This window comes from Formosa haliotis (genome assembly GCF_001685485.1).
Classification (GTDB): domain Bacteria; phylum Bacteroidota; class Bacteroidia; order Flavobacteriales; family Flavobacteriaceae; genus Formosa; species Formosa haliotis.
In genome coordinates, this window is sequence record NZ_BDEL01000001.1 from 3,294,516 (window position 1) to 3,307,008 (window position 12,493).

Here is a 12,493-nt window from a genome sequence, read left to right on the forward strand (position 1 = left end):
ATTTGAACCATGCTTTCAAAGAAAACCAAATACGGATTAAAAGCGCTTATCTTTTTAGCGCGTCAAGAAAACAGTACCCCTGTACAGATTAGTGTGATTTCTAAAAGTGAAAATATTTCACAAAAATTTTTAGAAAGTATTCTATTAACATTAAGAAAAATAGGGGTATTGGGTTCTAAAAAAGGTAAAAATGGAGGTTATTATCTGCTAAAAGAACCTAAAGATATTAAAATGTCTTTAGTGATGCGCACTCTTGAAGGACCTATTGCTATGGTACCTTGCGTAAGTTTAAACTTCTACGAAAAATGCGACGATTGCCCAGACGAAACCCTTTGTGGGGTTCATACTTTAATGGCCGAAGTGCGCGATAAAACACTTGATATATTCAATAACAAGTCGTTAGCTGATTTAGTGTAATCAATTTTTTTTCAATTTATGTTTGCATATCTTAATAACATCCTATACATTTGTTGAATAATCTACTAGTCCGATAGGATTAAAGGAAGTAGAGTAAAATAGATGGATATGTTGGATAGTACAATAGATATTTCATATTGGAATAAACAATTAAAAGATAAAACCCCTCAAGAAATTATTGAATGGGCTATCGCTTTAACAGATAATAGAATAGTAACAACTAGTTTTGGAGTGTATTCGGCCGTGTTGCTAAGTACGTTTGCAAAACAAGATAAAGATATTAAGGTGATTTGGTGTGATACCTTATTTAATACACCAGATACTTACGAACATGCTAATAAATTAATAAATACATTCAATTTAAACGTTGAAAAATATGAGCCTTTGTTGAGTAAATCGGTAATTGATGCAACAATAGGAATCCCGGACGTAACCAGCCCAAAACATGCCGAATTTACAGAAGTTGTAAAGCTAGAGCCTTTTAGAAGAGCTCTAGCCGAGCAAGCTCCAGAGCTTTGGTTTACAAATATTCGTGTTAGACAAACCGAGTATAGAAAATCTAAAGATATTTTAAGCTGGAGTAAAGAAGGTATATTAAAGGTGAGTCCGTTTTATTATTGGTCAGATGAAGATTTAGATGCTTATATAGAAGAACATAAGCTTCCTAAAAACCAATTTTATTTTGACCCTACCAAGGCATTACAAAATCGAGAGTGTGGAATTCACTTTCAATAAATGAAAAAGAATCATGCAAAGTTTTAGATCAGAAATAGAGAATCCTGTAGTAGAGAAGGATATTATTGAATTAGAGAAAAAAATTCGCTTATTCAAGGAAGGAAGTCTTACCGATGAAAGTTTTAGAAGCTTACGTTTAGCTCGTGGAATATACGGTCAGCGTCAAGAAGGCGTACAAATGATTCGTATTAAACTACCTTACGGAAAAGTAACGTCTAACCAATTGTTTAGAATCTCTGATGTATCCGACCGTTTTTCAACAGGAAGATTACATATTACAACACGTCAAGATATACAAATTCATTATGTAAGTATTGACGATACACCAGAACTATGGTCGCAATTAGAGCAAGACGATATTACTTTGCGTGAAGCCTGTGGTAATACAGTAAGAAATGTAACAGCAAGTGAAACAGCAGGTATCGACGTTAACGAGCCTTTCGATGTTACGCCGTATGCCCATGCTACATTTCAATTCTTTTTACGTAACCCAATTTGTCAAGAAATGGGACGTAAATTTAAAATCTCGTTTTCATCTTCAGATGCAGATACGGCTTTAAGCTATATACACGATTTAGGATTTATTCCTAAAATTAATGATGGTGAACGCGGATTTAAAGTTTTGCTAGGAGGAGGTTTAGGATCTCAGCCAAGAAATGCAGATGTGATTTATGAGTTCTTACCAACCTATAAAATTATTCCTTTAATAGAAAGTGTATTACGTATTTTCGATCGTCATGGTGAACGTGCAAGACGTATGAAAGCGCGTATGAAATTCTTAATTAAGGATGAAGGTTTAGATAAATTTTTAGAATTAGTTGAAGCTGAGCAAAAAGCCTTATCGGTAAAAGAATTTCATATTGAAGCAGAAGATGCCGTAATTCAATTTCCAAATGTCGAAGTGCCAACTGTAAATATAGCAGACGAGAATGCTTATAATACGTGGAGAGCTTTAAATGTAATTCCGCAAAAACAAGACGGTTTATATGCTATTGGAATTAAAGTAAAATTAGGTGATTTTTATACCGATAAAGCTAGAAAATTAGCAGCTTTAATTAGAGATTATGCTGCAGATGAATTACGCTTTTCTTTAAGACAAAACATTTTAATTCGTCACGTAAAAGAAGAATTATTACCATTCTTTTATCAAGAATTAAAAGCTTTAGACTTTACAGATGCCGGATATAATGCAACTACAGATATTACTGCTTGTCCAGGAACAGATACTTGTAACTTAGGAATTGCGAGTAGTACGGGAATGGCCGATGAGTTAGAGCGTGTGTTAACAGCAGAATATCCGCAATACATCAACAATCAAGATATTGCTATTAAAATTAGTGGATGTATGAATGCTTGTGGGCAACACAATATGGCCCACATTGGTTTTCAAGGGATGTCTATTCGAACTAAAGATAAATTAGTTGCCCCAGCCGTACAAGTGTTACTTGGTGGTGGTGTTTTAGGAAATGGAGATGGACGTTTTGCAGATAAAGTAATTAAGTTACCGTCTAAAAGAGGACCGCAAGCTTTACGTTTAATTTTAGATGATTTTGAAGCTAACGGAAATCCAGGCGAATCGTTTTTAGAGTATTACGATCGTCGTGAAGGCCAAAAGTATTTTTACAATTTCTTAGTAGCCTTGTCTGATACAGATAATTTACAACCAAGCGATTTTCTTGATTGGGGAACGAATGAAGAGTACAAGCAAGAAGTAGGAGTAGGGGAATGTGCAGGTGTTGTTATTGATTTAGTAGCTACTTTATTACTTGAGGCTAAAGAAAAATTAGATAAAGCTGAAGAAGTTTTTGAAAATTCTACCCAATGGGCAGACGCCATTTACTTTGCATACACGGCGAATGTAAATGCAGCAAAAGCCTTATTGCTTTCAGAAAATGTGAAAACCAATTCTCAAGCTAATATTATAAAATTATTCGATGAGACTTTTATAGAAACTAATAAAATAACCTTATCAACAGAACAAAGTTTTTCAGATTTCGTATACGAAATCAATAAAAACGAACCAAGCAAAGAATTTGCAACCACATATATTAACCAAACCAAAGCTTTCTTTAACACCATTGACGTTTTTAGATCACGTGAATTAGTCTATGCAAACAACTAACAACATACCAAAATTATCGGTAGTAGGTGCAGGTCCGGGAGATCCAGATTTAATATCGCTTAAAGCAATTAAAGCCATAGAATCTGCAGATGTTATCCTGTACGACGCACTTATAAATGTTGACTTACTTAAATACGCTTCAACCACTACAGAAGTTATTTTTGTCGGGAAACGCAAAGGATGTTACGCATATCAACAAGAACAAATTAATGAGCTTATTGTACAGCGTGCAAGAAGCTTTGGGCATGTGGTTCGCTTAAAAGGCGGAGACCCTTTTGTTTTTGGACGTGGTGCAGAAGAAATCGAGTATGCAAAATTAAATGGTCTTAAAGTCGATGTTATTCCAGGAATGTCATCTGCTTTATCGGTACCAACAAGTCAAGGTATTCCGTTAACCAAGCGGGGTGTTTCCCAAAGTTTTTGGGTGATTACAGGAACCACTAAAAACCATGAAATCTCTAGCGATATCGCTTTAGCAGCCAAATCGTCTGCAACAGTTGTTATCTTAATGGGAATGAGTAAACTGCCAGAAATTGTTCAATTATTCGTAAACGAAAATAAACATGAACTTCCTATAGCAGTAATACAAAACGGAACCTATGCCAACGAAAAGATAGGAGTTGGTACCATTAATTCTATTCAAGATGTTGTTGCTAACCAAGGTTTAAGCGCTCCAGCCATTATTGTTATTGGAGAGGTGGTTAACGAGCGCATGGCATTAGATCGAATTAAAACAGAGTTACACGCGTTAAAACCCGCGTTATAAAATATATTAAAATCGTTATTTTCAGTAAAATTTTTTAAAAATGATAAAAACAGATATACTAATAATAGGAGCAGGACCGACAGGATTATTCACTGTTTTTGAAGCAGGATTATTAAAGTTGAAATGTCATTTAATTGATGCTTTACCACAAGCTGGTGGGCAATGTTCAGAACTTTATCCTAAAAAACCGATATACGACATTCCTGGATTTCCAGAAATTTTAGCAGGAGATCTTACAACAAATTTGTTGGAGCAAGGAAAACAGTTTGAGCCTGGATTTACTTTAGGCGAACGTGCAGAAACTATAGAGAAACAAGACGATGGATCTTTCATTGTAACTACAAATAAAGGAACAAAACATCAAGCTCCAGTTGTGGCTATTGCTGGTGGATTAGGGTCTTTCGAGCCTAGAAAACCATTAATAGAAAACATTGAAAAATACGAAGACCACGGGGTAGATTACTTTATTAAAGATCCAGAAAAATATAGAAATAAACGTGTGGTTATTTCTGGAGGAGGAGATTCGGCACTAGATTGGAGTATCTTCTTAGCCGATATCGCTTCAGAAGTAACACTTATTCACAGACGTAACGAATTCCGTGGTGCCTTAGATTCAGTAGAAAAAGTGCAAGAATTAAAATTACTTGGAAAGATTAATTTAGTTACACCGGCAGAAGTTACAGGTGTGTTAGGAGACGATCATATCGAAGGGGTTACAGTTACTAAAGGAGAGGAAGAATTTCAAATAGATACAGATTTCTTTATACCATTATTCGGGTTATCGCCAAAATTAGGCCCTATTGGAAATTGGGGACTAGAAATCGTGAAAAATGCGATTAAAGTAGATACTGTAGATTATCAAACAAATATTCCTGGAATCTTCGCAATAGGAGATGTAAACACTTACGAGGGCAAATTAAAACTAATTCTTTGTGGCTTCCATGAGGCAACTTTAATGTGTCAATCGGCTTATAAAATTATTAATCCAGGGAAGAAATATGTGCTAAAATATACAACAGTAAGTGGTATTGACGGATTCGACGGATCTAGAAAAGAAGCACCAAAGGCAGTTGTACAAGCCATAGTATAAAATCTTGATTTTAAATTAGTCGTTTATTAAAATTGACTGTAAATTAGTTGAAATTAATTCGACTGTTAATGTATTCATGTTGACTTTTATTTTTTAGGAAATAACAAAGGTCAACATGATTGCGTTAAAATAAAAGGCATTTTTTTATGATAGAAGATCCAAAATTGCAAAATAAATTAGTTTCAAAAATCTATAATGTTCGTCTGAAAGATTCTATTGCAACCTTCACTAAGCATCTGTTTTATGTGATGTTTGATGATGAACCGGCTTCAGAATTACAACATTTAGAAAACCTGTTTTTAGAAATGGGTAGAAAATTAGACATCGATAATGCTTTCGAAATTTGGGAAACCTTCAAGTTTAATTTGCCAGCCATTAGACGGCGATTAGATTTAGACGCTATTGCTATCGAAAAAAACGATCCCGCAGCTAAAAGTTTAGAAGAAGTTTATTTGGCTTATCCCGGTTTTTATGCCATTGCCATTTACAGATTAAGTCATGATTTATTGAACTTTAACGTGCCAATAATTCCTAGAATGATGAGTGAATATGCGCATGGTGTTACCGGTACAGATATTCATCCAGGGGCACAAATAGGAGATTCCTTTTTTATAGATCACGCCACCGGAATTGTAATAGGAGAGACTTCGGTTATTAAAAATAATGTAAAAATCTATCAAGGGGTAACTTTAGGAGGCGTTCAGGTTAAAAAAAGTTTATCGGCCACCAAAAGGCACCCAACTATAGAAGATAATGTTATTATTTATGCGAATGCAACTATTTTAGGGGGAGATGTAGTTATTGGAGCCGATAGTATAATTGGAGCCAATGTATGTGTTACGGTATCTATCCCAGAAAATTCGATTGTAACTTATCAAAAGGAATTTAATTTAAGATCTAGAAATGATGTTTAAATCTGAAAGTATTTTAGATAAAATAGGGAACACTCCTTTGGTAGAAGTTACGCGTTTAACTAACAAACCTAATGTTAGGTTATTTTTGAAATTGGAAGGAAATAATCCTGGAGGAAGTGTAAAAGATCGTGCGGCATTTAATATGATAAGCGAAGCTTTAAAACGCGGCGATATAAAAGAAGGCGATACCTTAGTGGAAGCCACTAGCGGAAATACAGGAATTGCTTTAGCATTTATAGCGCCCTTATTGGGTGTAAATATGGTATTAATTATGCCAGAAAACTCTACCGAAGAACGTATTAAAACGATGCGTGCTTACGGTGCAGAACTTATTTTAACGCCAACCGAAATTGGCATTGAAGGTGCTAGAGATTTGGCGATTAAATTAAATAAGGAGAAAGGCTACTTTTTATTAAATCAGTTTTCTAATCCAGATAACTGGAAGGCGCACTATAAAACTACAGGTCCAGAAATTTGGGAAGCCACAGCGGGCGAAATCTCTCATTTTGTATCGGCTATGGGCACTACGGGAACCATAATGGGGGTGTCTACATTTTTAAAAGAAAAAAATAAAGCCATTACTATAGTTGGAGCACAACCTACAGACGATGCTAAAATTCCGGGTATTCGTAAATGGCCTGAAGCCTATTTACCTGAGATTTTCGATAAATCTAAAGTCGATCAAGTTGTGGAAGTTAGCGAACAAGAAGCCAAAGCTATGACACAAAGACTAGCAAGAGAAGTTGGAATTTTTGGAGGTATGAGTAGTGGTGGTGCCGTTGCAAGCGCTTTAAAAGTTATAGAAAATTTAGAATCGGGAGTTGTGGTTGCAGTAATTTGCGATCGCGGCGATCGTTACTTATCTTCTCCTTTATTCGAGAATTAAAGTATTAATTAGTCATAAAATGCTGTAAATAAAAAATTATTACTTTTATTTGCAACTAAGTTCATAACCATATTAATTCGTTATCACGAAAGGCAGAGGGAATAGACCCGGTGAAGCCTTAGCAACCCTTTACCACACTTAAAGAAGGTGCTACATTCTACTCAATGAAACTATTTTCAAAGGGCCAGATAACCCAAGAAAAATTCCTTTCTTTCCTGATGACATATTGATATAAAACATCAAACATGTCAAATATTTATCAAGCCATACAAGAGCGTATTTTAGTACTAGACGGTGCTATGGGTACCATGTTGCAGCGTTATAATTTTTCTGAAGAAGATTTTAGAGGCGAACGCTTTAAAGATTATCCGTCGCCATTAAAGGGAAATAACGATTTACTGTCCTTAACCCAGCCACAAGCTATTGCCGATATTCATCGCAAATATTTTGAAGCCGGCGCCGATATTGTAGAAACCAATACCTTTTCGGGAACAACTATTGCTATGGCCGATTACGATATGGAAGATTTGGTTTACGAACTTAATTTTGAATCGGCTAGAATTGCTAAGCAAGTGGCCGAGGAACTAACAAAAGCAAATCCAGATAAACCTCTTTTTGTAGCCGGAAGTATCGGGCCTACAAACCGAACAGCAAGTTTGTCTCCAGATGTAAACCGTCCGGAATATCGCGCGGTAACTTTCGAAGAATTACGTAAAGCTTACAAACAACAAACAGAAGCTTTGTTAGATGGCGGTGTAGATTTACTATTGGTAGAAACTATTTTCGATACTTTAAATGCCAAAGCAGCGTTGTTTGCTATAGATCAGGTTCAGGAAGAACGCAATCTTAACATTCCTATTATGGTGTCTGGTACCATTACAGATGCTTCGGGTCGTACCTTATCTGGGCAAACGGTTGAAGCTTTTTTAATGTCTATATCTCACATTCCGTTATTAAGTGTAGGTTTTAATTGTGCTCTTGGTGCCGATCAATTACAACCGTATTTGCAACGTTTATCTAATGAAACAGAATTTTATACGTCTGCACATCCTAACGCGGGATTGCCAAATGCTTTTGGTGAATACGACCAAACTGCGGAGCAAATGCAAGAACTTATAGAAAGCTATTTAAAAGAAAATATCATCAATATTATTGGTGGGTGCTGCGGTACAACACCAGAGCATATTAAATTAATTGCAGAAGTTGCTGCAAAATATAAGCCAAGACAAGCTGCAGTTAGTATTTAGTTTCTAGTTGGTAGTTAATAGAACAAAATGAATTATACAGAATTAGATGTATGGAAACAGGCTAGAGTGATGGTGAAAATGATTTATAAATTAACGAAATCATTTCGGCCAGAAGAACTTTACGGTTTGACAAATCAGCTAAGGAGATGTGTAGTTTCGGTTCCTTCAAACATAGCAGAAGGTGTAGGAAGACAATCGCAAAAAGAAACGATTCATTTTTTATACATTGCAAAAGGGTCTATTAATGAAGTTGAAACCCAATTATATTTATCTTTTGATTTAGGATATATTTCAGAAGACGATTTAAAACACAATATTGATAAATTGATTATTAATAAAAAACTGCTTAACGGTTTTATTAATTATTATAAAAAGTTATGATGGATAACGAAGCCAATAACGAACAACATACAACGAACAACAAACCTAAATATTTAAGTCTTTCAGGATTGGAACCTTTAGTGGTTACTCCGGAAAGTAATTTTATAAATGTAGGAGAGCGAACCAATGTAACGGGTTCTAGAAAATTTTTACGCTTAATAAAAGAAGAAAAATTCGATGAAGCCTTAGATGTTGCTAGAGACCAAGTAGAAGGCGGGGCGCAAATTATCGATGTTAATATGGATGAAGGAATGCTAGATGGTAAAGAAGCCATGGTAACATTCCTGAATTTAATAGCATCTGAGCCAGATATTGCTCGTGTGCCTATTATGATTGATAGCTCGAAATGGGAAATTATAGAAGCAGGTTTACAGGTTGTTCAAGGTAAATCGGTCGTGAATTCCATCAGTTTAAAAGAAGGTGAAGCAGCTTTTATTCATCATGCTAAATTGGTGAAACGCTACGGTGCCGCTATGGTGGTTATGGCTTTCGATGAAGATGGTCAGGCCGATACCTATCAGCGTCGTATCGATATTTGTAAACGCTCGTACGATATATTGGTCGATAAAGTTGGGTTCCCACCGCAGGATATTATTTTCGATCCTAACATATTTCCTGTAGCTACGGGTATGGAAGAACACCGATTAAATGCTTTAGATTTCTTTAATGCTACAAAGTGGATTCGAGAAAATCTACCCTACGCGAATGTGTCGGGAGGGGTAAGCAACGTGTCGTTCTCGTTTAGAGGGAATACCGTAGTTCGTGAAGCGATAAACTCAGCGTTTTTATATCATGCTATTAAACATGGTATGAATATCGGGATCGTAAATCCAACTATGTTGGAGGTTTACGACGAAATTCCGAAAGATCTTTTAGAACTAGTAGAGGACGTTTTATTCGATAGAAAAGACGATGCGACGGAACGCTTATTAGAATTTTCGGAAACGGTAAAAGGCGATAAGAAAGTCGATGAAGCCAAGGTTTTGGAATGGCGTAGTCATGCATTACAAGATAGAATTACACACGCTTTAGTAAAAGGAATCGATTCCTTTATTATAGAAGATGTAGAGCAAGCCCGACAAGAATCTAAAAAGCCTATAGAGGTTATAGAAGGGCATTTAATGATTGGGATGAACGTGGTTGGAGATTTATTCGGAAGCGGAAAAATGTTCTTACCACAGGTAGTAAAGTCGGCGCGTGTAATGAAAAAAGCTGTCGCTTACTTACAACCTTTTATTGAAGCAGAAAAAGATGGAAAGCAAGAATTTGCTGGAAAAATATTAATGGCCACTGTAAAAGGCGATGTTCACGATATTGGAAAAAATATAGTGAGTGTTGTACTTGGATGTAACAATTACGAAATTGTAGATTTAGGTGTTATGGTGCCGCCAGAAAAAATTATAGAAACGGCTAAAGCCGAAAATGTAGATGCTATTGGTTTAAGCGGATTAATTACACCGTCGTTAGACGAAATGGTGTATTTGTCTAAAGAAATGGAAAAACAAAAATTTACCATTCCGTTACTTATTGGAGGAGCTACAACTTCTCGAGCGCACTCAGCCGTTAAAATTGCACCAAATTATACCCATGTTGTTGTGCATGTAAACGATGCTTCAAGAGCTGTGACCGTGGTAGGGAATTTACTTCAAGAAGATAGTAAGATTTATAAAGAACAGATTCGCGAGGAATACGAAAAGTTCCGTGAACAATTCTTAAAACGCGGAAAGAAGAAGAATTTTGTAACCATAGAAGATGCTCGTAAACGTAAGTTTAAAATCGATTGGAATACCTCAGAAATCACAAAGCCAAAAGACTTAGGTGTTCAAGTGATTCAAGATTTCGACCTTGAAAAACTAGAAGACTTTATAGATTGGAGTCCGTTTTTTAGAAGTTGGGATTTACACGGGAAATATCCAGATATTCTAGAAGATGAAGTTGTAGGGCCACAAGCCAAAGAATTATTTGCAGACGCCAAAATTCTACTAAAACGTGTTCTCGATGAAAAGCTTTTAGGAGCCAAAGCAATTTTTGGTTTATTTCCTGCCAATACAGTAAACGATGACGATATTGAAATCTATGATGAAGATGGCAAAGTAAAAGTAACCTTTCTAACCTTGCGCCAGCAATTAGATAAACGCGAAGGTGTGCCAAATTTTGCTCTTGCAGATTTTATAGCACCTAAAGATTCCGGAGTTCAGGATTATATGGGGTGTTTTTGTGTAAGTACAGGTTTTGGAACAGCCGAATTAGCTAAGCAATTTGAAGCAAACCATGACGATTATAATTCTATCATGATCAAAGCCATTGCCGATCGTTTAGCAGAAGCTTTTGCCGAATACTTGCATAAAGAGATAAGAACAAATCATTGGGGATACGATACAAACGAGCAACTTTCTAATGAAGAATTAATTAAAGAAAGTTATAAAGGTATTCGTCCAGCACCTGGCTATCCAGCATGTCCAGATCATTTAGAGAAGAAAACCATTTGGAAACTTTTAAAAGTAAAAGAAGAAATTGGTGTAGAAATTACAGACAGTTTAGCCATGTGGCCAGCGGCAAGTGTTAGCGGCTATTATTTTGCCAACAAAGAAGCCAAATATTTTGGACTAGGAAAAATTACCCAAGACCAATTGGTAGATTATGCTAAACGTCGCGGTATTAGTAATGAAGTTGCCGAAAAATGGTTGAGTCCGACCTTAGCCGATTAAAAAAATATTATGAGTCACAAGTTTATTGAATTACATTTGGGAAGCCATGTTATTGTGCATGGATTCGACGCTCAGAATAAAGAAATAACTGAGAGCGTAGAGGCCAAAGAATTTACCAAAAAGCTCGTTGCGCTTTCAAGAATTAAATCGGTAAGCGAAAATTTTATTTTAACAGATTATACATATGGTCGTTTAATATATTGGGAATATAAAGGCGATTATAACACGATTAAAAAGCTATTAACAACATAATGAAAGTTACAGATCACATAAAACAAGCTAACGGAAAAACGTTATTTTCTTTCGAAGTTATTCCGCCGCAAAAGGGTAAAAATATTCAAGATTTATATAATAACATAGATCCGTTAATGGAATTTAAACCTCCTTTTATAGATGTAACCACTTCCAGAGAAGAGTATGTGTATGTGGATAAAGGTAACGGCCTTTTAGATAAACGTATTACCAGAATGCGTCCTGGAACTGTTGGTATTTGCGCTTCAATTATGCATAAATATCAAGTAGATGCCATTCCGCATTTATTGTGTGGAGGGTTTACCAAAGAAGAAACCGAGTATGTTTTAGTGGATTGTCATTATTTAGGACTCGATAATGTTGTGGCGCTTCGTGGCGATGCTCGTAAGGACGAATCTTACTTTAAACCTACCGATGGCGGGAATCATTACGCCAGCGAATTGGTAACACAAATTTCAAATTTGAATAAAGGAAAGTACCTTCACGACGATATTAAAGTAGAGCATAATTACGATTTCTGTATTGGCGTAGCGGGCTATCCAGAAAAGCATATGGAATCTCCTTCTTTAAACACCGATTTAAAACGTTTAAAAGAAAAAGTAGATGCTGGAGCAGATTATGTGGTTACTCAGATGTTTTTCGACAATCAAAAATATTTCGATTTTGTAGAAAAAGCTCGTGCTATTGGTATAACCATCCCTATTATTCCGGGTATAAAACCATTAGCAGTGAAGCGTCATTTACAAGTTTTACCACAGGTGTTTAAAATAGATTTACCCGAAGATTTAATAGATGCTGTAGAAGCATGCAAAGACAATAAAGCAGTTAGACAAGTTGGTATTGAGTTTGCTATTCAGCAATCTAAAGAATTAAAAGCAGCAGGTGTACCTTTTCTACATTATTATTCTATGGGGAAAAGCGATAATATAAAAGCGATTGCGTCTGCACTATTTTAATAATTAAGTTACTTTTGCG

12 protein-coding genes and 1 riboswitch are annotated in these 12,493 nt (G+C 35.7%); all 12 genes read left to right on the top strand.

What is annotated here, in order from left to right:
• Window positions 1-9: 9 nt before the first annotated feature.
• A complete protein-coding gene (locus A9D35_RS13765) occupies window positions 10-417 on the top strand; it encodes an RrF2 family transcriptional regulator (protein ID WP_066223937.1) in 408 nt (135 codons plus the stop codon).
• A gap of 108 nt (window positions 418-525) precedes the next feature.
• A complete protein-coding gene (locus tag A9D35_RS13770; RefSeq protein ID WP_066226104.1) occupies window positions 526-1,152 on the top strand; it encodes a phosphoadenosine phosphosulfate reductase domain-containing protein in 627 nt (208 codons plus the stop codon).
• A gap of 13 nt (window positions 1,153-1,165) precedes the next feature.
• Window positions 1,166-3,274: a ferredoxin-like domain-containing protein gene (locus A9D35_RS13775; protein ID WP_066223938.1), complete on the top strand. Its 2,109-nt coding sequence runs from the start codon at window positions 1,166-1,168 to the stop codon at window positions 3,272-3,274.
• On the top strand, window positions 3,261-4,040 hold the full coding sequence (cobA, locus tag A9D35_RS13780; protein ID WP_066223940.1) for a uroporphyrinogen-III C-methyltransferase: 780 nt from the start codon (window positions 3,261-3,263) through the stop codon (window positions 4,038-4,040). Before A9D35_RS13775 ends, cobA begins: the two co-directional genes overlap by 14 nt.
• Window positions 4,041-4,080: 40 nt before the next feature.
• Complete coding sequence (locus A9D35_RS13785; protein WP_066223942.1) at window positions 4,081-5,130, top strand: NAD(P)/FAD-dependent oxidoreductase; 1,050 nt, start codon at window positions 4,081-4,083, stop codon at window positions 5,128-5,130.
• Window positions 5,131-5,276: 146 nt separating this feature from the next.
• Window positions 5,277-6,044 (top strand): serine O-acetyltransferase EpsC, encoded by a 768-nt coding sequence (gene epsC / locus A9D35_RS13790; RefSeq protein WP_066223943.1) that lies wholly within the window; start codon window positions 5,277-5,279, stop codon window positions 6,042-6,044.
• A complete protein-coding gene (gene cysM, locus A9D35_RS13795) occupies window positions 6,034-6,930 on the top strand; it encodes a cysteine synthase CysM (RefSeq protein WP_066223945.1) in 897 nt (298 codons plus the stop codon). The genes epsC and cysM overlap by 11 nt, the downstream gene beginning before the upstream one ends.
• A gap of 77 nt (window positions 6,931-7,007) precedes the next feature.
• Window positions 7,008-7,125: riboswitch (SAM riboswitch) on the top strand.
• A gap of 50 nt (window positions 7,126-7,175) precedes the next feature.
• On the top strand, window positions 7,176-8,177 hold the full coding sequence (locus tag A9D35_RS13800) for a homocysteine S-methyltransferase family protein (RefSeq protein ID WP_066223948.1): 1,002 nt from the start codon (window positions 7,176-7,178) through the stop codon (window positions 8,175-8,177).
• Between the two features lie 27 nt (window positions 8,178-8,204).
• Window positions 8,205-8,558 carry a four helix bundle protein gene (locus A9D35_RS13805; protein ID WP_066223951.1) on the top strand — a complete coding sequence of 118 codons (354 nt, stop codon included), beginning with the start codon at window positions 8,205-8,207 and terminating at the stop codon, window positions 8,556-8,558.
• Window positions 8,555-11,266, top strand: a complete 2,712-nt coding sequence (gene metH / locus A9D35_RS13810) for a methionine synthase (RefSeq protein ID WP_083191712.1) — start codon at window positions 8,555-8,557, stop codon at window positions 11,264-11,266. The genes A9D35_RS13805 and metH overlap by 4 nt, the downstream gene beginning before the upstream one ends.
• 9 nt (window positions 11,267-11,275) lie before the next feature.
• Window positions 11,276-11,518 (top strand): hypothetical protein, encoded by a 243-nt coding sequence (locus A9D35_RS13815; protein WP_066223953.1) that lies wholly within the window; start codon window positions 11,276-11,278, stop codon window positions 11,516-11,518.
• Window positions 11,518-12,474 carry a methylenetetrahydrofolate reductase [NAD(P)H] gene (gene metF, locus A9D35_RS13820; RefSeq protein WP_066223954.1) on the top strand — a complete coding sequence of 319 codons (957 nt, stop codon included), beginning with the start codon at window positions 11,518-11,520 and terminating at the stop codon, window positions 12,472-12,474. The genes A9D35_RS13815 and metF overlap by 1 nt, the downstream gene beginning before the upstream one ends.
• Window positions 12,475-12,493: the final 19 nt, after the last annotated feature.